Genomic DNA, 24,442 nt, shown 5'->3' with positions numbered 1-24,442 from the left:
TTTTGAAACTCTATTTGCAAAGCTTGCGTAAACATGTGTACAGAGCTTAAAATTTAAGCATTCAACACTAGGAGGAACTTCACATGTCTATTTTCAAACGTTTAAGAGATCTTACCATGTCCAATATCAACTCCATTATTGACAAAGCCGAAGATCCAGTTAAAATGACAGATCAATACATTCGTGATATGCAAGAGGATCTGGAGGATGCAGAGAAAGCGGTAGCCGCTCAGATTGCCATTGAGAAGAGATTCAAACAGCAATACGAAGAGCAGGCTGCTTTGGTAAAAAAACGTGAAGAGCAGGCCCATACAGCAGCAAAAGCGCAAAATGTGGATCTGGCTCGCCGCGCGTTGGAAGAAAAGAAATCTGCTGAGCAAAAAATGACCGAGTTCAAGGCTGGCTACGAGCAGAACAAAGCGGCAGCCGATAACCTGCGCGGTAAGCTGGATGAAATGCGCAGACAACTGACGGAAATGAAGAACAAGCGTGAAACGCTGGTTGCCCGTTATAATGCAGCTAAAGCACAAACGGAAATTAACAAAGCAATGAACGGTTTTAGCTCCGATACGGCAACTGCCGGGCTGAAACGAATGGAAGAAAAAATGCTGCAAGCAGAGGCGCGTGCTGAAGCAAGCAACGAAATGTCCTCTAAGGAAAAATCGCTGGATGAGGAGTTCAAGGAGCTTGATAAGAAAAGTGCCGTGGACGATGAGCTTGCCGCTCTGTTGAAGCAATACGACAATAAATAAGGTTATAAGCACTGCCGCCTGCGTGGCTGCTAAGGAAGCGAAGGGGAACCGTTTTCTCCTTCGCTTTTCCCTGCCCGGAGGCGTAAATCAACATATATGAAGGTCAAGAAGATGTGGAGGATGGTATGAAATGCATTTTTTAGAAACGATGAAAGCGATGCTTGTATGGACTGGCGCGGGTGCCGTTTTGTTGTTCGTATTGATGTACATTGATTCTTTATTTACGAAGTATAAGGATTTTGCAGAAGTGAAAGCCGGTAATATGGCCGTAACAGTTCGGTTAATTATGAAGCTGTTTGCACAGGGGTATATTTTGTCAAGCTCCATTGCTACAGCTAACAATTTGCTGGAGGCGCTTGTGTATTCTGTGATCGCCTTTGTCATTCTGTTTGTTTTGGAAGTTGTCGTACGTCTGTTGCTTCGGTACTGGGCACAGCTTGATCTGGATAAAGGTACACAGGAAGGCAAAATTGGCTTTGGTCTGTTTTCAGGTACGCTGCATCTGGTCGGGGCTTTGATCATTGCGGCATGTTTCTAGGCTAAAGAAGGGCAGGGGGGAATTATCATGGGTGTATGGAAACGAATTTCGAATCTGTTTGCCAAGCCGGAGCTGCCGAAAGCGGAAAAAAGCATGCTTCATTTAAATCCGGGCGATATCTGTGAAGTGTCGCTTGTCACATATGAAGTGGTAGGCCGAGTACATAATCGCGCTCGGAATGCCGTTGTTTTGACGCTTCAGGATGGTAATCAAGTCAGCTACCTTCACATTGAGGAACGGGAAACGCTGCAATTCGGACTGTACCAGGCCATCGACGGCAGACTGGACAACCCGGAGGAAGTGCCAACGATTCTGGAGCTGGATGATACAACATATCATTTGGAAGAGCAGTATTTTGGGCATGTTACGGTTATGGGCCGTGCTCCTTTTCGACAGGGTGGAGAGCAGCATGTTTGGCAGTATCAGTCGGATGATTATCATCTGCTGCGTGTAGAGTGGCAGGACGGCCGCTTTATGCTTTATGAAGGAGAAGAAGTAATTACCGGAGACGTCAAGGTTATTCGGGCAAGCTAGGAGAGGGTGACACATGGGCAAACGCACCTGGCAGTATGCATTAAAGGTCATTGTGGCGCTGAGCTTGTTCGTATCCGTGCTAAGCGGCTGCGGTGCGCCAAATGTGAAAGATACGTACCCGCTGGAATCAGTCAGTGGCAGCGGTAACTCGACCTCGTACGTGTACCGGGCCGCAGGCAAAACGGTTTCGGAAGTGGCGGAGGAACTGAAAGAACAGCGTGAACCGGAACAAATGTCGCCGCAGAGCAATGAGCGGATGTTTCTGGTGTACAGCGATGAATGGTACCATTTACAGCAAGATCCAGCCAAGAAGGAAGACACATTAATTGAGATCGACAGCAAAAAGTATGTCGAGCAAAATTACAGTTCCAGCTTTCTAAAAGGATACTTAACGGCAACCGTACTGGATGCTCTGTTTGATTCGTTGCGCGGATCAGGCTCTTACCGGGGGTATTCAAGCAGAGATGTATATCGGCCTTCTCAAGGCCAGTACCGTGCACCTACGGTGAAGGAGAAGAAAGCAATCCCGCCAATTACAGTGGAGCGGAAGGGTTCCGTTACCCGCAGGGGTAAGGGGTCTGATTCCAGTGTCGGTTCCAGCGGAAGTCTGTTCGACAGAGGCTCCAGCAGCAGTTCGCCGAGTAGAGGCTCGATTTCACGTGACCGGGGCAGCAGCGGCGGTTCCAGCATTTTTGATTCGCCGCGCAAATCTTATAGTAAGCCTAAAACACGCAGCGGCTCAGGTAAAATCAGCCGACGAAGTCGACGATGATGGGGTTAAGGTGTGTAATGACAAGCAAACTTTTAAAGTAGAATCTGCAAAACAGTCCGGGAATGTGATCCCGGGCTGTTTTTTTTGCGTATAGAGACTTGTCGCTACTCAATAAACATGGCTCGGATTTGCCAGATAACGGTTTTAGCGTTATAACAGAAAGAGGGCATTTTCAGAAGAACGGAGTGAAGATATGAATCAGGCACAATTCAATTCGAACAAATTTCAGCGCAAAGCGGTTCAAGTGGAAGAAGCGCAAAGCAGAATAGCTGCTCATGTTAAACAGGGAGAGCGGGAGGATGTAGGACTGGAGCAGGCGCATGGACGTTATTTGGCGATGGATTTGACCGCACCACACCCGTATCCCAGCTTCCGTCGTTCAGGCATGGATGGATACGCCATCCTTGGTTCGGACACTGAAGTCTGTTCGTCCGGTCAGGAAATCTGGCTACGCGTGATTGATGAAATCCCATGCGGCACCGTATCGGACAAGCGGGTGGAGACGGGATTGGCGGCCCGCATCATGACAGGAGCACAATTACCTGAAGGGGCCGATACGGTTGTTATGCTGGAAGCGACACAGCTACGTGAAGAAGATGGACAGGTATATGTCGGCTTGAAGAAGCGCATGGGAATCGGTAAAAATGTGACGACAATCGGCCATGAGATTCAGGAAGGTCAGCTTTTACTTAGTAAAGGAACCTGTCTGGGGGCAGGGCACATCTCGGTGCTGGCTACCTTTGGTGTACATCGGGTACCCGTCTACAGGAAGCCACGGGTGGCCGTTTTTTCCACAGGTTCGGAATTGCTTGCCGTGGATGAGCCGTTGCAGCCGGGGAAAATTCGGAACAGCAATACATATATGCTGGCTTCACAAATCAGGGAGGCAGGGGGGGAGCCGTTCATCCTGCAAGCCATTCATGATGATTTGGCTCTCGCCCGTGCTTCTGTACGTGAAGCGATAGCTGCCTACGATATCGTCGTTACGAGTGGCGGAGTATCGGTGGGGGATTTTGATATTATGGGCGATCTGGTACGACAGGAGGATGTGGATATGCTGTTCAACAAGGTCACAATGCGTCCAGGCAGTGTGACCACAGCCGCGGTGATTGACGGCAAGCTACTATTTGCGCTTTCTGGCAATCCCGGTGCGTGCTTTGTAGGCTGTGAGTTGTTTGTGCGACCCACCATCCAAATGATGCTGTCTTCAGAGCAGCCGTATTTGCAAACCTGGACGGCGCGGTTGGGAGCAGATTATACGAAGGTGAATAATTTTACCCGTTTTGTACGCAGCTCCCTGGAAATACGCAGCGGGCAAGTATACGCAATTCCTGCGCGAGTAGATGAATCCAGCGTCATGGTGACGATTAAGGACACCGACTGTCTGATCGTGGTTCCTCCAACAACAGAAGGCTTGCGTGCAGGGGAAGAGGTGCGTGTGCTGGTACTTCAAGGCGGACAGGTGACGTGAATACGACGAATCCGTATGTATGTCAGGTCGTCGGATTCAAAAATTCGGGGAAAACGACCTTCCTCGGAGGGTTGATTCGTTATTTGCGGGAGTCCGGGCTACGCGTAGCTGTGATCAAGCATGATGGACATGAGTTTGAGATGGATCATGTGGGAACAGATACGTACAAGCACCGACTAGCGGGAGCCGAAGGCGTAGCCATTGTTTCAGGTGGAAGAACAGCCATTTTAGAGGAGCATAGTCGGCCTGTTGCCGGACTGATCCGGCATTTTCAGGCATACGACTGCGTGTTGCTGGAAGGCTTCAAGCAGGAGCATTATCCGAAGCTGGTCATGGTACGGGAACAATCAAATGCCAAGCTTACCACAGAGCTGACCAATGTACAGGGAGTAGCGGTTTGGGAGGATCAAACGGGCTGGGCACAGAGCCATTTTTCGGATAAAACGATGCAGATATTTCCCGCCGACGCCAACGGCCCGGTAGGCCGCTGGTTACTTGGACAGATTCAGAAGCAAAGAGAAGAAGTCCGGGATGAGTAGGGCTGAGACATCAATCGGCTGAGTCGGTTTGAGTCTCCACCCGCCGTTCAATCGCTTGGGACATGGTCTTGTCGGTCAGATGGGCATAGACTTCTGTCGTTTCCGTGGAAGCATGACCGAGTTGTTCCTTCGTTTTGTAAATATCGTTTTGCAGATAGTAGTCGGTGGCAAAGGAATGACGGAGCTTGTGAACGGTCAGGTAAGGCTTGCCGAACCGTTTGGCATACTTGATAATCATCGCCTGAATCGCTCTTTTGGTCATCCGTTTGCCTTCTGTACTGCCGTTGGGACGTGCGACGAAAAGTGATTTTTCCTTTTTGGGCGCGCGATAACGGGTATGCCGCAGGGATAAATAGAGCGCCAGATCATCTTTGGACTGCTCGCGGAAATATACTGGCGTTTTAAAGGTCTCGTCGTTGTTGCCTTTACGGTACACATATAGTAATTTATTGTTTACATCCAGATCGTCCAGATTCAGATTGACGATTTCAGATACGCGCAGGCCCGAGTTCAGAATGAGACTGGCAATGCAGGCGTCCCGTTCCTTGTTCAGCTCATAAGAGTACAGTGCCTGCTTGTTACCGGCCAAATCTTGTCCATAGCCTTCATAAATATAGCCGATAAATTCAAGCAGCTCTTCCTCCTCCAGTATTTTACCTTTGAGCTTGGCCGCCGTGTCCTTGGGTTTATGTATGCGCTTGATTTCGACCTTGGCCATAATGTTGCGTTTGAGCAAAGGATAAAAGTTTTCATCCTCAGCGATCTGGCTCAAATAATGAAAGAGGGAACGCAGGGACGAAAGCTTACGTGAAATCGTAATGCGGGAATTGGAGCCTTCACGCTTAGTCGATAGAAACAAACGATAGCCTGTAATACTATCCATATGGAGCGTCTCCAATTCTTCCAGCGTAACTTGGGCGTTCGTCTCTCCGGCAGACAAGCCCTCTGAGCGAAGCCATGTAAAAAAAGCTTCATAATCCCGCACATATTCCAGCAATGTGGAAGGGGACAGGTCGGGTAGCTTGTAATCCATAAATTGCTGCACGTACCATGGTAATCCCGGCATTTTTTCATCCAGTTTGCGCCGGTCGATGATCTTTTGTATATTCATTGGGCTCCACCTCGTCCGGTCATAATATATATGTATTTTAGCATATTTTGAACAGCACCGGATGGAATGTAGATGGGATGCAAATCGAAGTAAACAACGAACTGATCCGCCAAGAGAGGTGAAAATATGGGGTATGATATCCAGTCGGAATTGAAGCTGTCCATAAAAAGTGCACCGGAGTCGCAGAAGGGCATTATTGTGCAGCTCATGCAATTTTATTTATATGATTTTACAGCCTATCTTCGAATTGATGTTACTGAAAACGGCACATTCCCGGCTTACCCGGACTTGTATCAATACTGGACAAGCGGTGAACAGAAGCTGCCTTTTCTAATCTGGAGACAGGACGTTCCAGTAGGTTTCGCATTGGTTGACCGAATGTCCAGCAATCGGGAGGCTGACTACTACATGGCTGAGTTCTTTGTGCTTCGTCCTTATCGGCATAATGGGGTCGGTACTTGGGCGGCTCATGAGCTGTTTGGATGTTTTGCCGGGCGTTGGAAGGTAACGCAGATGAGCACGAACAGGCCAGCGCAGTCCTTTTGGCGGAAGGTGATTGGCAGTTATACGGATGGGGACTACAGGGAGCAGACTCATCCGGTACGAGGGAATATAAGTCAGTTTTTCAATACCTGAAAAATTCAAAACTGTGATTAGCTACAAAAATGAGTCGGGGAGAGCATCCTGTCGGCTCTTTTTTGCGTTGTCAATTTAAGTCTTCTATCCATCCATAGATCATTCCAATTAGAACTTGCATTGACACTATAAAAACACGGGTATACAGTTATTTTGTATAATTCATATATAACTTATTGGAATTATCAACAATGTAACATCGGCCTCAAATATGCAATGCATTCATAAAATTACCCACGAGAACGGAGAGTGTTTTACAAGTGAAACGAACAAGTCGATATGCGAAAATGTTAGCTCTAACTCTGTCGCTGGTGCTGATATTATCGGCATGCTCAGGTAATGGAGGAGCCAATTCTACGAATACCGGGGCAAATGTAGCGGGAGGCGGGCAAGCCGCAGAAGGTGGGGACCTGACCTATGCGCTGGCAACATCGCCGGATTCACTGGACCCTCATAAGAGTGGGTTGGCCGTAGCATCCCGGGTGTATCGGGGGATATTCGACAATTTGGTTGTAAAGCTGCCGGACAATACGATTAAGCCTTGGCTGGCCACCGAATGGAGCGTTTCCGAGGATGGCAAAAGCTATACGTTCAAGCTGCGCAAGGACGTCAAGTTCCATGACGGAACTCCGTTTAATGCGGAAGCAGTCAAATTCAGCTATGACCGGATTATTGATCCGCAAGCGGTAGTTGGTAATGCTGCTAACTTGCTGGCCCCGTATGAATCCTCACAAGTGATAGACGAATACACGATTAAGCTGAATCTGAAACGACCATCACAGGCATTTTTGAGCAATTTAACGATCCCGGCAGTAGCTATTGTTTCTCCTGCAGGAGTCAAGAAATATGGAGATCAATTCGGCAAGCATCCGGTGGGCACAGGCCCCTTCAAGTTTGTAAAATGGGACGAAAATGCGGAAATCAAAATTGAGCGTAACCCGGATTACAAATGGGCACCGGAAACCATTGAGAACAAGGGAGCACCGTATTTAGATAGCGTGACCTTTAAAATCGTGCCGGAGGAAGCGACACGGATCGGTAGCGTGCAGAGTGGGCAGGCTTTGGCCGCAGAAACAGTTCCTCCACAAAACATTTTAACGCTTAAGAGTGACCCAAATTTTCAATTGTTGCAGGTCAATACCCTAGGCTTACCGTACACGCTGTTCATTAACCAGAAGAAGGCGCCGTGGAATGAATTGAAGGCCAGACAGGCGTTACAATACGGTATTGATGTGGGAACGATTGTCAAAACCCTTTACCTGGGCACCTACGAGCAGGCATGGTCATCGCTTACTCCGGGCATTTTCGCATATGATAAATCACTGGAAAACGGCTTACAGCCGGATGTTAACAAGGCCAATCAGCTTCTGGATGAGCTGGGATGGGTTAAAGGTGCGGATGGTTTTCGAGTGAAGGATGGAAAACGTCTGACGCTGCATTATGTAGATGGTACGCCGAATCGTGAAAAGCGCAACGACATTGCAGCGATTATCCAGCAACAGCTAAAGAAAATCGGTGTTGATGTGAAGATAGAAATTACCAAGGATGTTGCAACGGTTGTATATACGAACGGAAACTATGATTTCTACGGGAATAGTCAGGTCAATGTGGACCCGAACGCGTTATATGCTTTTTACCACACAGCGGCTCCGAATCAGCGGCCTACGCTGCCTAACTTCTCCAATCCGGAGGTCGACAAGCTTCTGGAGCAGGGAGCGATTGAAAAGGATGATGCCAAGCGGGAGGGAATTTACAAAAAGGTACAACAATTGATCCGTGATCAAGCCGTTATCATTCCGATTTATGTATTCCCTTATACCGTTGGAGCCGCCAAGTCCGTACAAGGGCTTAAATTTGATTTAGTGGGTTATCCGCTGTTTAACGATGTGCGTATTCAAAAATAGGCTTTGTAAATGAGCTCTGAGAACATTCCAAACAGAAAGGAGCATGTACGTCATGGTCAGAGCAGTTGTAGATCGATTTGTTACCTCTCTGTTGGTTATTCTGGGATCTTGTATTCTGGTGTTCAGCATTTTGTATCTGCTTCCGGGAGACCCGGTAGATTCGATTTTGGACCCTTCGACGGCCACGCCAGAAATGATCGCCAATTTGCGTCATCAGCTAGGAGTGGATCAGCCTTTCCATGTGCAATTTTTAAACTATTTTGGAAAGCTGCTGCAAGGCGATTTTGGAAAATCACTGCTGAATGCTGATCCGGTGTTGCCTAAGATATGGGTTAATTTCCCGCCTACATTGGCGTTGACGCTTGTCGGTTCTGCCATTTCGGTCATCATCGGTGTCCTGCTTGGAGTACTGTCGGCCATTCATCGGAATAAGCCAATTGATATCATCGCGCGAATCGTCGGATTGTTCGGCATTTCCATGCCCACATTCTGGTCGGGAATTTTGCTGTTGCTTATTTTCTCCATTCATTTGGGGTGGCTGCCTGCAATGGGCTCGAACGGCTGGAAAACACTTGTGCTTCCGTCTCTCACTTTGGGCATTGTCGGTGCAGGGTTTATTGTCAGAATGGTACGCAACAGTATGCTGGAGGTCATTAATGAGCAGTTCATCGTTACACTCCGTTCCAAAGGCTTATCGGAGAAGGTCATTATGTATCGCCATGCACTGCGTAATGCGTTGATTCCGGCGATAACGATGATTGGGATGCTGATGGGAGAAATGCTGGCCGGAGCAGTTGTGAGTGAGACGGTATTTTCGCGACAAGGTATTGGACGTTTAATTGCGGATGCGATAATGGCTAAGGATTTACCAGTTGTGCAGGGAGTTGTGTTGTTCTCTGCCATCATGTACGTGATCGTAAATCTATTGGTGGATATATCTTATACATTTATTGATCCAAGGGTTAGACGCTCGGCGTAAGTCGGCAGGAATCAGGGAGGAGGAAGACAGTTGAGAGAAACGATGGCGGCCAAAACAGTCTGGAAGGAAAGAAAGCAGCGGGTAGCTTGGAAAACTGGAAGATTGCGGTTTGGGGGAGTGTCGGATGGGTTCATATATGCGGCAGGACTGATTATTGTATTCGTGATCGCCTGTGCGGCGTTTCCGCAATGGATTGCTTCCTATGAGCCAACAGAAATGTTAAGCGACCAGATTTTACAGAGTCCAAGCGCTGCTCACTGGTTCGGAACGGATTATTTTGGACGGGATATATTCAGTTTGGTTGTTCATGGAAGTAGGGATTCCCTGTTTATCGGCTTTATGTCGGTGCTCGTCGGTGGTCTGGCTGGTGGAATCATCGGAGCACTGTCAGGCTACATCGGTGGCATCGTGGACACAGTGCTGATGCGATTGATTGATATTTTGATGACCATTCCCGGCATTCTGTTGGCTTTAGCGATTGCGGCAGCTCTTGGACCGAGTTTGTTTAATATCGTACTGGCGGTAGCCATATCTGCTGTTCCGGGTTACGCAAGGGTCATGCGGGGACAGATAATGAGTATAAAAGGACGTTCTTACGTTACGGCTTCACGCTCCATCGGAGTTACACCTTTCGGCATCTTTTGGCGACATGTGCTTCCTAATTCCCTGTCACCTTTGCTTGTGATGGCGACGCTTGGAATCGGCAGCGCTATTTTGGCCGGATCGGGATTAAGCTTTCTGGGGCTTGGCACGGTAAAAGAAATTCCGGACTGGGGAACGGTATTGTCTCAGGGACGCGGGTATTTGACAGTGGCTTGGTGGATATGCACCTTTCCTGGTCTAGCCATTACGTTGTTCGTGCTGTCGGTCAATATTTTGGGCGACAAGCTGAGAGATGAGCTGGACCCGAAAAAGAACGCAAACTAGCATCAGGCAGCCTATTCGTTAGTGCTATAGAAGGAGGGAGTTCGTTTGTCATCATTGCTGGAGATTGAACATTTGTCGGTCGATTTTCACACTAAAAAAGGTTTGCTGCAAGCACTCGACAACGTATCGCTGACGATTGGGGCGGGGGAAACGGTCTGCCTCGTTGGTGAATCTGGTAGCGGAAAAACGATTACCTCCAAGGCGATTATGCGGCTGATCGATTATGAAAACGGACGAATTGCCCAAGGACAAATACGGTTGAAGGGCATAGATTTGACTGTTTTGTCGCAGCAGGAATTACGCTCACTTCGCGGTAAAAAGATGGCGATGGTATTTCAGGAGCCGATGGCTGCGTTTGATCCGGTGTACACTATTGGATATCAGCTGATGGAAATCATTATGGAGCATGATCGGAAGACACGGAAGCAGGCATGGGCTCATGCGGTTCATTTGCTAAACAGAGTAGGGATTCCCGAGCCAGAAATCCGTATGAAGCAGTATCCCGGAGAGCTGTCTGGCGGGATGCTGCAACGGGCGATGATTGCGATGGCGCTGTCATGTGGCCCTGAACTGCTGATTGCGGATGAACCGACGACGGCGCTGGATGTAACGATTCAATCCCAAATTTTGCAGTTGCTTCAGGAATTAAAGGCGGAATTCAACATGTCGATTCTGTTGATTACGCATGATTTGGGTATTGCGGCGGAGGTTGCGGATCGAATTGTCGTGATGTATGCCGGGCGAGTCGTGGAGCAGGCCGCAACGGAAGAACTGTTCGAGCTGCCGCTGCACCCGTACACAAGAGGTTTACTTCGTTCGGTGGCAACGCTGGATACAGATCGCAGCAGCAAGCTGTTTTCGATCCCGGGGGCCATCCCCAGCCTGAGTGCGTTGCCGTCCGGCTGCTTGTTTCACCCGCGTTGCCCGCATGCGACGGATCAATGTAAAAACGAAGCGCCTCCGTTAGCTGCCAAGGATGGACGCGAGGTAGCTTGCTGGCATTCGGAGCAGTTGGCTGCGTCCGGTGATTGGCGCATTTCAGAGCTATCGGTGGAAGGGCGAATCTCGGCAGATGCTGTTGAAGAAGCGGCAGAAGTAAAGAAAGAAGTGACGTACGTATCTGCTGTTGATGCGGTCGAGGTGAGCAGTGATGGCGTACAGGTAAAGGAATCTGTAATATCCAATGTAACTGTCACGGACACCGGGCAGAACAAGCAGGATTTGTTTCGGGTGGATGGACTTCGCAAGTATTATCCGGTGAAAAGAAGCTTTCCCGGTCGGGCAGGTGCTTCCATCCGGGCGGTGGATGATGTATCATTTTCAATCCGGCAGGGTGAAACCTTTGGACTGGTCGGTGAATCCGGCAGCGGTAAATCTACCTTAGGCCGTCTTCTGATGCAGTTGGAACGCCCAACCTCAGGGCAGGTATGGTTTCGGGATCGGGAGCTGACAAAGTTAGGGAATTCCGAATTACGAGCTGCACGCTGTGATATGCAGATGATTTTTCAAGACCCTTACGGATCACTTGATCCGCGTTGGAATGTGGGGGATATTATCGGTGAACCGCTTGCGGTTCATGAAGGGCTGAGTGGCAAGGCCAAACGGGAACGGGTTGAGGAACTGCTAAGTTCAGTCGGATTGTCGCCTTCGCTGATCACACGATTTCCGCATGAATTTTCGGGAGGACAGCGCCAGCGGATCGGGATTGCCCGTGCAATTGCGCTGCAACCGCAGTTTATTTTGGCGGATGAGGCAGTGTCGGCTTTGGATGTTTCCGTTCAGGCGCAAATTGTTAATCTGCTTCAGGATTTACAGCGTAAGCTGGATACGACCTATTTGTTTATCGCGCACGGATTGCACATCGTCCGGCATATATCGGATCGGATTGGGGTTATGTACTTGGGTAAGCTCGTAGAAATTGCGCCAAGCGAGGAGCTTTTCCGACATCCGGCGCATCCCTATACCCGAGGGCTTGTTGCTTCCATCCCCAATCTGAATCCGAAAAACCGGCGGGAGCTGATTACGATACAAGGTGAGATTTCTTCGCCTGCGAAGCCACCGTCCGGCTGTCGTTTTCATACCCGCTGTCCGCTGGCGACCTCGCGTTGCCGTGAGGAAGCGCCGGAACTGACAGCGATTGGCACAGGACATTATGCCGCTTGTCACTACCCTGCCTAAATCAAAGACATATCTTCTTTGGCTTGATATCGACAGCATAGGAGATTCTACAGTAAATTCATGGTAAGATAAGGATAGAAGTATATAAATTCAATAGGAAAAGAGGGTATTATGCTAGAGAAATGGGTTCAGGAATTAAAAGATGGTGAGCAAGACCTGATTGCGTGGAGAAGACATCTGCATCAGCATCCCGAGCTTTCTTTTGAAGAAACGAATACGTCTGCATTTATCGCCGATCAATTGCGCTCTTTTGGTATTGAGGTAAGAACGAATGTGGGTGGAAACGGTGTGCTCGGGTTTTTAGAAGGCGTCCAGCCGGGCAGAACGATTGCGTTTCGTGCTGATTTTGATGCGCTTCCCATTCAGGATGAAAAGGATGTGCCTTATAAATCGACCGTTCCTGGTGTTATGCATGCTTGCGGACATGATGGTCATACGGCTGCGCTACTAGGAGTGGCACGCGTGTTGAGCCATAACCGTGAGACGCTGAAGGGAAAGCTTGTGTTTATTTTTCAACATGCGGAAGAAAAACCGCCTGGCGGAGCCAAATTCATGATTGAGGATGGCTGTCTGGATGGGGTGGAGGCGGTATACGGTATTCACCTCGCATCTGAAATTCCACTTGGTAAAATTGGATTAAAGAGTGGGCCCGCCATGGCGGCTGTCGATGCATTTACGATTCAGATCAATGGCAAAGGCGGGCATGGCGCGCGACCGCATCAGACGGTAGACTCTATTGTCATCGGTAGCCAAATTGTGAATGGATTACAGCAGGTGGTCAGCCGCAGGGTGGACCCTATTGAATCAGCAGTGTTGACCATTGGTGTTTTTCAGGCAGGAACCGCCTTCAATGTCATTGCGGATAAGGCTAAAATCGAAGGAACGGTGCGTACGTTTAATAAAGAAGTGCGCAAGGAAGTCGAGAATGAAATTCGCAGTATCGTCAAGGGGTTGACTGAGGCTTATCATGCAGGATATGAAATTGACTATCTGAATGGCTATCCTTCACTGGTGAATGCTGAAGCCGAAACCGAACGTGTTCGCGAGCTTGTCGGCAGGCTGTATGGAGCAGACGCTTTTCTGGATCTGAAGCCGGTCATGGGAGCAGAGGATTTTGCTTATTATTTGGAGAAACGGCCGGGAGCTTTCATTCATGTGGGTGCGCGTAATGAGGATGAACGAACACATTATGCTCACCACCATCCTCATTTTGATTTTGATGAACGTGCATTGCTTGTGTCAGGTCACATATTTTTGGCACTGGCGCTTGAATATTTGCAATAATAAAGGATATATTTAAAGTTTATCGATGGCATTCACGTAAACCGGAACCGCGCATAGCGCGGTTTTTTGGCGTATATCAAAGTATTTTGACAGATATTAAAGAATGAGAAATGAAGTAATTATTTCAATACATGAAAAATTCATAATAGAAATACGTAAAAGGTATCAATGTCCAAGTAAAGGATCAAACCCATACTGTAAGCTGTGGAGTAAGTAATGATATTAACATAATCTTGATTTTTTACACAAGGAAATGAGAAAAGGATGACGAATCTATTGAGCGAGACAAATGTAAGCGCTTTATAAAATGTGATTCCTGTTGTATTTCATTGATAACGACTGGGGGTGAGGCCGAGAGAAGCTTTTATCAGACTATGTTGGTTGTTGGAAAGACAATGATTAGGAACGAATCTGGAATCGACTGATTTCTTTCATCTGGAAATGACTCGCATATTCAAATGAATATAGAGAAGGAGGTTGAATTCATTGACTAAGGCAAAAAGCAGGTTTAGGATCGCGTGTTTGGCGCTTGTGGTAGCGGGTGCTTCCTGGACAGGGTTGATAACGCAGTCACATGCTGCCGCTCCAAGTGATGAGTACACCTGGAAGAGTGTGGTCACGGGTGGCGGTGGCGGTTTTGTGCCTGGTATCATTTTTAATGAGAAGGAAAAAAATCTGATCTATGCCCGTACGGATATCGGAGGTGCTTACCGCTGGAATCCCGCTGACGAGAGCTGGATTCCGTTGACGGATTCTGTGGGTTGGGAAGATTGGAACAAAAATGGCGTAGATGCGTTGGCGACCGATCCTGTTGATCCGAATCGTGTATATATAGCTACAGGTACGTATACCAATTCCTGGGACAAGCAAAACGGGCAGATTATGCGGTCGACCGACCGGGGCAATACGTGGCAGACAACGAAGCTTCCTTTTAAGGTGGGAGGCAATATGCCAGGCCGATCGATGGGGGAGAGGCTGACGATTGATCCCAATAAGAACAATATTTTGTTCTTCGGGGCACGGAGTGGTAATGGACTATGGAAAAGCTCGGATTACGGGGCAACCTGGAGCAAGGTAAGCAGCTTCCCAAATCCGGGCACGTATGTTCAGGACCCTTCCAATGAGTACACCAGTGATATCGTCGGTTTAGCCTGGATTACGTTTGACAAAAAGACGGGCTCTTCCAGCAAAGCTACACAGACGATTTATGTGGGGGTAGCTGATAAGAATCAAAGTGTCTATCGCAGTACAGATGGCGGGACAACCTGGTCTGCTGTAGCAGGGCAACCTAAGGGCTATTTACCGCATCATGGCGTGTTGTCATCGGACGGCAACCTGTATATCTCTTATAGCGATGGAGCAGGTCCATATGACGGGACAAAGGGTGATGTGTGGAAATTGAATACAGCCAGCGGTCAATGGACCAATATAAGTCCTGTTGCCAGTAGCAGCACGGATAATTATTTTGGATATGCTGGACTGACAGTAGACGCTCAGAAGCCGGGTACTCTGATGGTGGCTACGCTGAATTCCTGGTGGCCGGATGCAACGATTTATCGCAGCACCGACAGTGGGGCAACCTGGAGCCCCATTTGGGAATTCGATGGTTATCCAACTCGCAAGCTGAAATACAATTTGGATATAACAGCTGCACCTTGGCTGACTTTCAATGCCAACCCTGCTCCGCCGGAAGTATCGCCCAAGCTGGGCTGGATGATCGGGGATCTGGAGATTGATCCATTTAATTCAGACCATATGTTATACGGCACAGGAGCTACGATTTACGGCTCCAAAAATGTGACCAACTGGGACAAGGGCGGTAAGCTGGACATTTCGGTAGCAGCTAAGGGGGTAGAGGAAACTGCGATTTTGGATCTTCTAAGCCCTCCAACCGGTGCACCTTTGGTGAGCGCAGTAGGGGATGTCTCCGGTTTCAGACATGACGATCTGTTCAAGGCTCCAGCTAAAATGCTGGATAATCCCACTTTTACAAGCAGTGAAAGTATCGATTATGCTGAGCTGAATCCAGCTTTTATGGCGCGGGTAGGCAAAGCAGATTACCAAAAAGATCCGAATGCCAAATCCATCGGCTTCTCCAATGATGGCGGAGCAAACTGGTATAAAGCGAACAGTGAGCCTTCCGGTACAGCAGGAGGGGGAAGCATAGCCGTTGCGGCCGATGGTAATGGCTTGCTCTGGAGTACATCGGACAAAGGCGTATTTTACTCCAAAACAGGCGGCAACTCATGGACCGCAAGTACAGGGATTCCAGCGAATGCGAAGATTGCCTCAGACCGGGTGAATCCTAACAAATACTATGCGTTCGCGGCCGGAAAAATATATGTCAGCACCAATGGAGGCGTATCGTTCACAGCCTCGGCGGTATCTGGCTTGCCAACCGTAGGTAATGCCGATATTGATGCAGTACGTGGAGTAGAAGGGGATGTGTGGTTCGCTGGGGGTTCTGAGGATGGAGGGCCATACGGCTTGTGGCATTCCAAGGATTCCGGTGTTACGTTCACCAAGCTCGCTAATGTGCAGGAGGCAGACTTTGTAGGCTTTGGTAAAGCAGCACCGAATCGTACCAATGCAGCTGTATTCATCGTTGGTAAAATCGACGGTACACGCGGATTTTACCGTTCGGACGATGCTGGCGCAAACTGGGTACGCATTAATGACGACAAGCATCAATATGCTCGGGTGACCACCATTATCGGTGACCCACGAGTTTATGGACGTGCTTATCTGGGAACAAATGGCCGCGGTATTCTGGTGGCGGATCGAGTGAACGGTGATCAACCATCTGCGGGTCAGTCTAGCATTACGCCGACGACTGCAACCTATGGACCGGATAATACCAATGTTGATATTTCCGTCAAGCTTACACTTAGCGGAAATACGTTAGACGCCATCCAGCAGGGCAGCGTAGTGCTGAATAAAGGTGAAGATTATACGCTCAATGGCGAAACGGTCACCTTCTCCAATAGGTATTTGTCCAAACTCCCTAAAGGAGACACAGCGCTAACGTTTCATTTTAATGCAGGTAGCGATGTGCTGTTCACGGTGACAGTAAAAGAAAATACATCTAGCGAGCCGGGAACAGAACAGGGTGTTCTCAAGGTACAGACCTTCAATGGGAATGTATCCGAAACAAGTAATACGATCAGCTCCAAGTTTAAAATTACGAATACAGGAAGCTCGTCCGTTTCCCTTGCCGATGTGACGATGCGTTATTATTACACTATAAATGGGGAGAAGTCCCAAAATTTCTTCGCAGATTGGTCAAGTGTTGGTCCTGAGAATGTGATCGCCAGATTCAAAACGCTGTCCAATCCAAAACCGGGAGCAGATTCTTATGTGGAAATTGGCTTTAAGCCAGGTGCGGGTTCTTTAGATCCCGGTCAAAGTGTGGAGCTACAAACACGGATATCCAAAGCGGATTGGAGCAATTACACCCAAACCGATGATTATTCCTTTGACGCCACAGCAACCAGTTTAAAAGATTCCACTAGGGTAACTGCTTACTTGTCTGGAAGCAAGCAATGGGGGATAGAGCCGTAAACCCTGATAAGTAAGCTAAATCCGAACGAAAGGGGACTTTTGCTAAAATGGCTAAACTGCTTTGCAGCATTTAGCATAAGAATAATCCTAAAGCCAGCCACTCCTGATGAGCGAGCTGGCTTTATTTTTGTTGGCATTGTTGATTCTCATTAACACACCAATATAATTATTTCACTATATGAAAAGTTCATAATAGATAAACAATTCTTTCTCGCACACGATCTCCACAAAACACACGTACCACTTTAATCAGGAAAAAGGCAAATCATCCCGAACGTATGTTCTTTTTTTGAGAAAAAAATGCTCTTGTCCTCAGACAAAAGCGGTTCCATATAAGTCGAACACGAAAAAATGAACGTTAAAAACGGAGTATGCGGAATAGTGCTGTACAAGCAAAGTGTTGGCGATGGGAAGCACTATTCGGCTTGTATAATCCAATCAAATCAAACAAGGTACCGGGATGCTGAAATCAATAGCGTCATCGTAATGACGTTCACAATGGTTGAGAGCAGTACCGTTTGAGCTGCGAAATCGGGTTCATTTTTATATTCCTCCGCTAAAATACTTGTATTAACACCGGTAGGCATACCGGATGCAATCAGCAGGGCTTGTGCTGGAATCCCTTTAAGCCCAAGCAGGAGTACGAGCAGAAAACCGACCGCAGGACCGGCAATCAGACGCAGCACCATACTGATATACACGGCTGTACGCCGCAGACGAAAGGGATATTGCACAATTTGCGCTCCCAAGGTAAGCAGAGCAACGGCAACCATCGACTGGCTGATATAATTCAACGGCTCTGCCAGTAAATTGGGCAATGGACTATGTAACAGGTTTAGCAGCAAGCCCAGTACGAGGGCATAAGGAACCGGCATTTTCAAAAAATTAATCAGAATTTTTCGAGTGTCGGCCTTGCCGTTCTGTACAACAAAGGTACCGTATGTAAAGGTGACAAAGCTTTGAAAGGTCATAATCAGTGCTTGAACGGACGTAGCCAGCGGATCACCTTTGAATACTAACTGATTGATCGGCAGGCCGTAATTTCCAGAATTATCAAGCATGACACTGTTTGTAAAAGCTCCCCGCATTCCGGGGCTATACTTCAGAGATCTGGCAACAGTTGTACTGATGACGTACAGAATGGCTATGTACAAGGCGTAAAAAAGAGAAACCTCGCCCATGAGCATTAACGAAATTTCCGAGTTATAAAGACCGGTAAACACAACCGCAGGGGTAATATAGTAAAAATTGATCTTAGCTAAGGTATACAAATCCAGTCGAAAATAATATTGCATGATACAACCAAAACCGATGAGTACAAAAATAGGTAAAACCACGTCTAAAAGAATGGTGCCGAACATATCTGGTTCATCTTCTTTCTATTGTGCGATTTCTTAAAAATGCATGTGCATTGTCCATTATACTGTGGAAATAGGCTGGGCGTATAATGAAATTTTATATAACCCAAGAGGGGCTACTCGCATTATGTGCTGTTCATGTGTACAATTAAATAGAGAACACAGAGAAAAGGGAGTGGCATAGATGGATTTAGGATTAACGGGAAAAGCTGCCTTTGTTGCAGGCTCCAGTAAAGGACTTGGCAAGGCAAGCGCGAGGGAGTTGGCACGTGAAGGTGCGAATGTCGTGATTTCGGGACGGGACGAAGCGGAGCTTCAACATACACAGGCTGAACTCCAGGAAACGGCCAGCGGGCGCGTCGAATATGTGGTTTGCGATGTAACGAAACCTGAACATATTTCCGAAGCTATCCGTCGTACAGCAGATTTGTTCGGCACCGTCGATATTTTAGTTAACAATGCGGGCGGGCCTCCTGCGGGAACCTTTGATGATTTTACGGATGAAGTTTGGCTGCAAGCCTTTGAGCAAAATTTGCTTAGTCATATCCGGTTAATTCGTGAAGCTCTACCTTATATGAAAAAACAACAAAGCGGCCGAATTTTAAATATTGCATCCTCGTCGGTTAAGCAGCCGATTCCGGGTCTTATTATCTCGAATACACTACGTACGGGTGTCTCTGGATTGGCGAAAACACTGTCTCTGGAATTAGCTCCTTACAATATCCTGGTACATACCGTAGCGCCGGGAAGAATCGCAACCGATCGTGTGCGAAGCTTGGACGAGCATCGGGCCGAGAAGACTCAGCAAACTTTGGATCAGGTTCGCAAGCAAGCAGAAGAGGGTATTCCGTTGGGAAGATATGGGGAGCCGGAAGAGTTCGGGAGGGTGATTGCCTTTCTGGCATCTGAAGCCTCGTCCTATTTGACAGGCAGCACCATTCTTGTCGATGGTGGGATGATCAAATCATTGTAACAAATATTAAAAAAAAAGCGTGCCAGCATCAGAATGAATCAGATGTTAGCACGCTTTTTAGGAGGGGGAGTTAAGAAGCTGTGAATCGCTTTCACCGGCCAATCAGTTCTCGTGGCGTGGAAGCTCACAACCGTCGTCTGTGCATACACCCCCTGCATCGTCTGCCGAGGAGCTTGCGCTTACCATCGTGAACGGAGAGCGTTCGTCCCATGCTTTTTGCAGGGCATCATGGAATACCTCGTCCGGCTGAGCACCCGAAACAGCAAATTTACGATCAAAAACAAAGAATGGCACACCACGAACACCCAACTCAGCACCCTCGGCTTCATCGGCTCTAACTTCATCCGTATAGCGATCACTGGCCAGCACAGCAGCGGCTTCGTCTCGATCCAGACCAACCTCGGCAGCCAGCGCCGTCAGCACTTCAGGGTCACCTGTATGCTTGCCTTCTATGAACACAGCCTGGAATAAGCGCTCGCTCAGCTCCAGCATTTTGCCTTGTGTTTGAGCCCACAGCGTTAAGCGGTGAGCATCCAGAGAATTGGTTGGCACCATCGCATGAATATTGTACTGCAGACCCGCCGTGCGTGCGTTTTCGTTCATACGATCATTCATGGCCTGAGCCTCTTGCAGACTGACGCCATATTTGGCTGATAGCTCTTCATTGATCGTTTTACCACTATCTTTTACAGCATCCGGGTTCAGCTCAAAGCTCTTAAATGTCAACTGCACCTCATCGTGGTGCGGGAATTGCTTCACTACTTGTTCCAAACGGCGTTTGCCGATATAACAGAACGGACACATATAATCAGACCAAACTTCGATATTCATAAGGAAAAGCCTCCATGTATACGTATTTTATCGAGTAACCGGGAGTGAGTAAGTTCACGTTTAGATTTTTTATCAAAGGTGAAACTCAATAAGTTACATTAGAATTATAAGGCCAAAGCCTCCTGCGTGCAAATATTTAATACTTGTCAAAAAATAAATGCTGTGATATTTTATATGTGTAACCGGTTACACATTGGAGTTGAAACTACACAATGACAACAATTAAACAGGTCGCCAGCTTTGCAGGCGTTTCCGTAGCGACTGTATCCAGAGTTATTAATGAAACAGGATATGTGCATGAGGATACACGCCGCAAGGTTGAGGCCGCTGTTAAGCAACTAAATTACAAACCCAACGAAGTTGCTCGTTCTCTGTATAAAAAGAAATCCAAATTAATCGGTCTGCTTCTGCCGGATATTACGAATCCTTACTTTCCTTTGCTAGCTCGTGGGGTGGAGGATCGAATGCAGGAAAATGATTTTCGAATTATTTTTGGTAATAGTGATGAGGATCGGCAAAAAGAACTGGATTACATGGATACCTTTATTCAAAATAATGTCGTTGGCGTCATTTCATCTACAAATGATCCCAATGCTGATTGCTACGCCAAGCTGAAAATCCCTGTCGTTTTTCTCGATCGGACTTCCAATGATAGCCCCTCCGTATACGCCGATGGTGCTCATGGCGGTCGACTTGCAGCGCAGGAAATCGTGGCCCGTGGCAGCAAACAAATTACGGTCATGCAGGGTCCGGCACATATTCGTCCGGCGCAGGATCGTTTTCGCGGTGCGGTTGAAGAACTTCAGCAATCGAGTATTACTTATCATGTCGTCAAGACGACGTCCTTTTCGTTCAAGGAAGCCGAGTTGTGGGCCAGAGAGCTTTTCAACAAGCATCCTGATACAGACGGAGTCATTGCGAGTAACGATATTGTGGCTACAGCGGTGATGCACGAGGCACATCGATTAGGAAAGAAAATCCCGGATGATGTTCAGATTATCGGGTTTGATGATATACCGTTAAGCAGCTTGTTATTCCCGCCATTGTCAACCATTCGGCAGCCTGCTTATGAAATGGGATGGGAAGCAGCAGGTCTGCTAATTCAACTGATTGAGCAGTCGCAAGCAACGAAGTCAAGCGTACCTAATCTTCATTCGAGCATACTTACTCATTCAAGCATACTTACTCATTCAAGCATACAATTGCCCGTCAAATTCATTGAACGGGAAACGACCAGAAAGGTGGATTATCATGGCTAAAATCACGATTATCGGAAGCAGCTCTATGGATCTTGTAGTGACTTCATCCAAGCGCCCCGGCGCAGGAGAAACGGTACTGGGTGAAAGCTTTACAACCGTGCCCGGAGGGAAAGGAGCCAATCAGGCAGTAGCCGCAGCCCGTCTCGGAGCGGACGTTACGATGATTGGACGCGTAGGGGATGATCATTTCGGCCAACAGATTTTACGGAACTTTGAAGAAAATCATGTTCATGTCGGCTATGTGAAACCGGTTACACATATGGAAAGCGGTACAGCACATATCGTACTGGCTGAAGGAGATAACAGTATTGTCGTTGTAAAAGCAGCGAATAATGAAATAACTCCAGCCTATGTAGCGGAAGCGATCGATGTGATCCGAAATTCGGATATGGTGCTCATTCAACAGGAAATACCGGAGGAAACGGTCGTATACGTGAGCAAAATTTGCGCCAAGTATGAGGTGCCGCTGTTGCTGAATCCTGCTCCGGCTCGTGAGGTGGAAGCAAGTGTGATTGAGAACGCGACATACATTACGCCAAATGAGCATGAAGCCGCTATTATGTTCAAGGGCCAAAGCCTTCAAGAGGCTCTACGTCAATATCCGAACAAGTTGTTTGTTACAGAAGGCAGCAATGGTGTACGGTTTTTCGACGGAGAACAGGAGATCGTTGTCCCTACTTATAAAGTAGAAGCCGTGGATACGACAGGTGCAGGGGATACATTTAACGCTGCATTTGCGGTGGCGCTGGCTGAGGGGAAATCGCTGGCAGACAGTGTGAAATTCGCCAATCGTGCTGCATCGCTGTCCGTTACCAAATTTGGGGCACAGGGTGGTATGCCAACGCGGCGTGAAGTGGAGGAACAATTATAATATGAAAAAACATGGAATCCTGAACAGTCATATATCCAAGGTACTGTCGGATCTCGGTCACACGGACTATATTGTCGTGGCCGATGCGGGCTTACCCATTCCTGAAGGCGTTACCAAAATTGATTTGGCTCTCAAATTGGGCGTACCGTCCTTTCAGGATGTCGTTGATGTAATCGCAGCAGACATGGTGGTCGAAAAGGTAACGTTGGCTGAAGAAATTAAACAGGGGAATAAGGAAGCTTTACGGTATATTAGCCGCACATTTGCAGGGAAACAGTCAGAAAATTCGCAGACCACGGCGCAAACCGCCGCCATTGAGTTTTGTTCGCATGAGCAATTCAAAGAGTTGACCCGTTATGCCAAGGTGGTCATACGCACAGGAGAAAATAAACCGTTTGCCAATTGTATTCTGCAGGCCGGGGTTTATTTTGGATAAAGTCTATTTTGGATAAGTTCATTTTAGATATAAAGGAGGGGACAGCATGCAGATTCAAATGAAGGGAATTCACAAAGCCTTTGGAACCAATCAGGTGCTGAGTGGTGTTGATTTTGATCTCCGTGAAGGAGAGGTTCATGCACTCATGGGTGAAAATGGTGCAGGCAAATCAACACTAATGAATATTTTAATTGGGCTGCATCGCCGTGATGAAGGGACAATCATCATTGATGGTCAGGAAACCTATTTTGCTAACCCTAAAGAGGCGGAGCATAAGGGAATTGCTTTTATCCACCAGGAGCTGAATGTGTGGCCGGAAATGACGGTGCTGGAAAATCTGTTTATCGGCAAGGAAATGACATCCAAGTGGGGATTGCTGGATAGCACCAAAATGAAAGCGCTAGCAAATGAACAATTCGCTAAGCTTGCAGTGAATCTGCCTTTGAATGGGGAAGCAGGCGAATGTTCCGTAGGTCAACAGCAGATGATTGAAATAGCTAAAGCATTGATGACGGATGCCAAAGTAATCGTAATGGATGAGCCGACAGCCGCGCTAACTGAACGGGAAATTCAAAAGCTATTTGAGGTTATTACTTCCTTGAAAAAAGAAGGCGTTTCCATAGTGTATATTTCACACCGGATGGAGGAAATATTCGCAATCTGCGACCGGATTACCGTCATGCGTGATGGAAAAACAGTGGATACCCAAGCGATTCCTGATACCGATTTTGATGAGGTTGTGCGGAAAATGGTCGGCAGGGAGCTAACTGAGCGCTATCCGGCGAGAATACCTGCTTTGGGAGAAGTGGTGCTGGAGGTCAAAAATGCCTCGCACAAAGGTTTATTTAAAAATGTGAATTTTACCGTGCGATCCGGGGAAATTGTAGGCTTTTCGGGCTTGATGGGTTCGGGGCGGACAGAAATTATGCGAGCGCTTTTTGGATTGGATGCTTTGGATAGCGGTGAAATCCATGTGCGGGGAAAAAAGGTAGCTATCCGCAAGCCGGATGACGCGGTTAAGCTGGGAATCGGCTTTATTACAGAGGACCGCAAGGATGAGGGATTGGTGCTGGATTTTTCGATCCGGGAAAACATGGTGCTGCCCAATCTGTTCAGCTTTACGTCGAAAGGATTTATTTCAGGCAAAAAAGAGCTGGATTTTGTTAATACATTAATTAAGCGCTTACAAATAAAAACTCAATCAGGCGAAACGACGGTACGCAGTTTGTCAGGTGGCAATCAGCAAAAGGTGGTTATTGCCAAATGGGTGGGCATTGGCCCAAGCGTACTTATTCTTGACGAACCAACGAGAGGCGTGGATGTAGGTGCCAAACGGGAAATCTACCAGTTGATGAACGAGCTGACCGAGCGCGGAGTAGCGATCATCATGGTATCCTCAGAACTTCCCGAGGTGCTCGGCATGAGTGATCGTATTATTGTGGTTCATGAGGGGAAAATCACCGGGGAACTGAGCAGGGAAGAAGCCACACAAGAACACATTATGACGTTAGCTACAGGGGGACAGTAA

At 47.7% G+C, this 24,442-nt stretch carries 21 protein-coding genes; 18 read left to right on the top strand and 3 right to left on the bottom strand.

Annotated features, from left to right (window positions below):
• The first annotated feature begins 83 nt into the window (after window positions 1–83).
• The 6 genes from QMK20_RS13690 (at window position 84) to mobB (ending at window position 4,606) form a co-directional block, all read left to right on the top strand.
• A complete protein-coding gene (locus QMK20_RS13690) occupies window positions 84–752 on the top strand; it encodes a PspA/IM30 family protein (protein WP_014281523.1) in 669 nt (222 codons plus the stop codon).
• 130 nt (window positions 753–882) lie between these two features.
• Window positions 883–1,290 (top strand): DUF350 domain-containing protein, encoded by a 408-nt coding sequence (locus tag QMK20_RS13685; protein ID WP_137063271.1) that lies wholly within the window; start codon window positions 883–885, stop codon window positions 1,288–1,290.
• Between the two features lie 27 nt (window positions 1,291–1,317).
• Window positions 1,318–1,824, top strand: a complete 507-nt coding sequence (locus QMK20_RS13680) for a DUF4178 domain-containing protein (RefSeq protein ID WP_283656161.1) — start codon at window positions 1,318–1,320, stop codon at window positions 1,822–1,824.
• Between the two features lie 13 nt (window positions 1,825–1,837).
• Window positions 1,838–2,596, top strand: coding sequence for a DUF4247 domain-containing protein (locus QMK20_RS13675; RefSeq protein ID WP_283656160.1), 759 nt, complete (start codon window positions 1,838–1,840; stop codon window positions 2,594–2,596).
• Between the two features lie 193 nt (window positions 2,597–2,789).
• On the top strand, window positions 2,790–4,067 hold the full coding sequence (locus QMK20_RS13670; RefSeq protein WP_283656159.1) for a molybdopterin molybdotransferase MoeA: 1,278 nt from the start codon (window positions 2,790–2,792) through the stop codon (window positions 4,065–4,067).
• A complete protein-coding gene (gene mobB, locus QMK20_RS13665; RefSeq protein ID WP_283656158.1) occupies window positions 4,064–4,606 on the top strand; it encodes a molybdopterin-guanine dinucleotide biosynthesis protein B in 543 nt (180 codons plus the stop codon). Before QMK20_RS13670 ends, mobB begins: the two co-directional genes overlap by 4 nt.
• Window positions 4,607–4,616: 10 nt before the next feature.
• Here the strand turns inward: mobB and xerS are convergent, their stop codons facing one another.
• Window positions 4,617–5,717, bottom strand: a complete 1,101-nt coding sequence (gene xerS, locus QMK20_RS13660) for a tyrosine recombinase XerS (RefSeq protein ID WP_283656157.1) — start codon at window positions 5,715–5,717, stop codon at window positions 4,617–4,619.
• Window positions 5,718–5,843: 126 nt separating this feature from the next.
• Between xerS and QMK20_RS13655 the strand changes: the two genes are divergently transcribed.
• The 7 genes from QMK20_RS13655 to QMK20_RS13625 all read left to right on the top strand — a co-directional run bounded on the left by QMK20_RS13655 (window position 5,844) and on the right by QMK20_RS13625 (window position 17,186).
• Window positions 5,844–6,353: a GNAT family N-acetyltransferase gene (locus QMK20_RS13655; protein WP_283656156.1), complete on the top strand. Its 510-nt coding sequence runs from the start codon at window positions 5,844–5,846 to the stop codon at window positions 6,351–6,353.
• A gap of 287 nt (window positions 6,354–6,640) precedes the next feature.
• A complete protein-coding gene (locus QMK20_RS13650) occupies window positions 6,641–8,257 on the top strand; it encodes an ABC transporter substrate-binding protein (RefSeq protein WP_404520239.1) in 1,617 nt (538 codons plus the stop codon).
• A 52-nt stretch (window positions 8,258–8,309) separates the two neighbouring features.
• Window positions 8,310–9,236 carry an ABC transporter permease gene (locus QMK20_RS13645; RefSeq protein ID WP_283656154.1) on the top strand — a complete coding sequence of 309 codons (927 nt, stop codon included), beginning with the start codon at window positions 8,310–8,312 and terminating at the stop codon, window positions 9,234–9,236.
• A gap of 30 nt (window positions 9,237–9,266) precedes the next feature.
• Complete coding sequence (locus QMK20_RS13640; RefSeq protein ID WP_283656153.1) at window positions 9,267–10,163, top strand: ABC transporter permease; 897 nt, start codon at window positions 9,267–9,269, stop codon at window positions 10,161–10,163.
• A gap of 45 nt (window positions 10,164–10,208) precedes the next feature.
• Window positions 10,209–12,341 (top strand): ABC transporter ATP-binding protein, encoded by a 2,133-nt coding sequence (locus QMK20_RS13635; RefSeq protein ID WP_283656152.1) that lies wholly within the window; start codon window positions 10,209–10,211, stop codon window positions 12,339–12,341.
• 111 nt (window positions 12,342–12,452) lie between these two features.
• Window positions 12,453–13,625 carry a M20 metallopeptidase family protein gene (locus QMK20_RS13630; protein ID WP_283656151.1) on the top strand — a complete coding sequence of 391 codons (1,173 nt, stop codon included), beginning with the start codon at window positions 12,453–12,455 and terminating at the stop codon, window positions 13,623–13,625.
• A 486-nt stretch (window positions 13,626–14,111) separates the two neighbouring features.
• Window positions 14,112–17,186 carry a cellulose binding domain-containing protein gene (locus tag QMK20_RS13625; RefSeq protein WP_283656150.1) on the top strand — a complete coding sequence of 1,025 codons (3,075 nt, stop codon included), beginning with the start codon at window positions 14,112–14,114 and terminating at the stop codon, window positions 17,184–17,186.
• A gap of 443 nt (window positions 17,187–17,629) precedes the next feature.
• Here the strand turns inward: QMK20_RS13625 and QMK20_RS13620 are convergent, their stop codons facing one another.
• Window positions 17,630–18,547, bottom strand: a complete 918-nt coding sequence (locus QMK20_RS13620) for an AEC family transporter (RefSeq protein ID WP_283656149.1) — start codon at window positions 18,545–18,547, stop codon at window positions 17,630–17,632.
• 181 nt (window positions 18,548–18,728) lie between these two features.
• On the opposite strand from QMK20_RS13620, the gene QMK20_RS13615 reads away from it, so the two are divergent.
• Complete coding sequence (locus QMK20_RS13615; protein ID WP_283656148.1) at window positions 18,729–19,517, top strand: SDR family oxidoreductase; 789 nt, start codon at window positions 18,729–18,731, stop codon at window positions 19,515–19,517.
• Between the two features lie 102 nt (window positions 19,518–19,619).
• Here the strand turns inward: QMK20_RS13615 and QMK20_RS13610 are convergent, their stop codons facing one another.
• Entirely contained in the window at window positions 19,620–20,348 is a 729-nt protein-coding gene (locus QMK20_RS13610) for a DsbA family oxidoreductase (RefSeq protein ID WP_283656147.1), read from the bottom strand.
• Between the two features lie 212 nt (window positions 20,349–20,560).
• On the opposite strand from QMK20_RS13610, the gene QMK20_RS13605 reads away from it, so the two are divergent.
• Genes QMK20_RS13605 through QMK20_RS13590 form a run of 4 tightly spaced genes read left to right on the top strand, consistent with a single transcriptional unit; the run spans window position 20,561 to window position 24,442 of the window.
• Window positions 20,561–21,607, top strand: a complete 1,047-nt coding sequence (locus tag QMK20_RS13605) for a LacI family DNA-binding transcriptional regulator (protein WP_283656146.1) — start codon at window positions 20,561–20,563, stop codon at window positions 21,605–21,607.
• Complete coding sequence (gene rbsK / locus QMK20_RS13600; protein ID WP_283656145.1) at window positions 21,600–22,478, top strand: ribokinase; 879 nt, start codon at window positions 21,600–21,602, stop codon at window positions 22,476–22,478. The genes QMK20_RS13605 and rbsK overlap by 8 nt, the downstream gene beginning before the upstream one ends.
• A gap of 1 nt (window position 22,479) precedes the next feature.
• Complete coding sequence (gene rbsD, locus QMK20_RS13595) at window positions 22,480–22,914, top strand: D-ribose pyranase (protein WP_283656144.1); 435 nt, start codon at window positions 22,480–22,482, stop codon at window positions 22,912–22,914.
• Between the two features lie 46 nt (window positions 22,915–22,960).
• Window positions 22,961–24,442: a sugar ABC transporter ATP-binding protein gene (locus tag QMK20_RS13590; protein WP_283656143.1), complete on the top strand. Its 1,482-nt coding sequence runs from the start codon at window positions 22,961–22,963 to the stop codon at window positions 24,440–24,442.

Source organism: Paenibacillus sp. RC334 (assembly GCF_030034735.1).
Taxonomy (GTDB): domain Bacteria; phylum Bacillota; class Bacilli; order Paenibacillales; family Paenibacillaceae; genus Paenibacillus; species Paenibacillus terrae_A.
This window is presented reverse-complemented; position numbering and strand designations above follow the sequence as displayed.

Excerpts from the sequence above, each read along its gene's own strand:
- QMK20_RS13690 (WP_014281523.1), top strand. The coding sequence starts at position 84 with ATGTCTATTTTCAAACGTTTAAGAGATCTTACCATGTCCAATATCAAC.
- QMK20_RS13685 (WP_137063271.1), top strand. The coding sequence starts at position 883 with ATGCATTTTTTAGAAACGATGAAAGCGATGCTTGTATGGACTGGCGCG.
- QMK20_RS13680 (WP_283656161.1), top strand. The coding sequence starts at position 1,318 with ATGGGTGTATGGAAACGAATTTCGAATCTGTTTGCCAAGCCGGAGCTG.
- QMK20_RS13675 (WP_283656160.1), top strand. The coding sequence starts at position 1,838 with ATGGGCAAACGCACCTGGCAGTATGCATTAAAGGTCATTGTGGCGCTG.
- QMK20_RS13670 (WP_283656159.1), top strand. The coding sequence starts at position 2,790 with ATGAATCAGGCACAATTCAATTCGAACAAATTTCAGCGCAAAGCGGTT.
- xerS (WP_283656157.1), bottom strand. The coding sequence starts at position 5,717 with ATGAATATACAAAAGATCATCGACCGGCGCAAACTGGATGAAAAAATG.
- QMK20_RS13655 (WP_283656156.1), top strand. The coding sequence starts at position 5,844 with ATGGGGTATGATATCCAGTCGGAATTGAAGCTGTCCATAAAAAGTGCA.
- QMK20_RS13650 (WP_404520239.1), top strand. The coding sequence starts at position 6,641 with ATGTTAGCTCTAACTCTGTCGCTGGTGCTGATATTATCGGCATGCTCA.
- QMK20_RS13645 (WP_283656154.1), top strand. The coding sequence starts at position 8,310 with ATGGTCAGAGCAGTTGTAGATCGATTTGTTACCTCTCTGTTGGTTATT.
- QMK20_RS13630 (WP_283656151.1), top strand. The coding sequence starts at position 12,453 with ATGCTAGAGAAATGGGTTCAGGAATTAAAAGATGGTGAGCAAGACCTG.
- QMK20_RS13620 (WP_283656149.1), bottom strand. The coding sequence starts at position 18,547 with ATGTTCGGCACCATTCTTTTAGACGTGGTTTTACCTATTTTTGTACTC.
- QMK20_RS13615 (WP_283656148.1), top strand. The coding sequence starts at position 18,729 with ATGGATTTAGGATTAACGGGAAAAGCTGCCTTTGTTGCAGGCTCCAGT.
- QMK20_RS13610 (WP_283656147.1), bottom strand. The coding sequence starts at position 20,348 with ATGAATATCGAAGTTTGGTCTGATTATATGTGTCCGTTCTGTTATATC.
- QMK20_RS13605 (WP_283656146.1), top strand. The coding sequence starts at position 20,561 with ATGACAACAATTAAACAGGTCGCCAGCTTTGCAGGCGTTTCCGTAGCG.
- rbsK (WP_283656145.1), top strand. The coding sequence starts at position 21,600 with ATGGCTAAAATCACGATTATCGGAAGCAGCTCTATGGATCTTGTAGTG.
- rbsD (WP_283656144.1), top strand. The coding sequence starts at position 22,480 with ATGAAAAAACATGGAATCCTGAACAGTCATATATCCAAGGTACTGTCG.
- QMK20_RS13590 (WP_283656143.1), top strand. The coding sequence starts at position 22,961 with ATGCAGATTCAAATGAAGGGAATTCACAAAGCCTTTGGAACCAATCAG.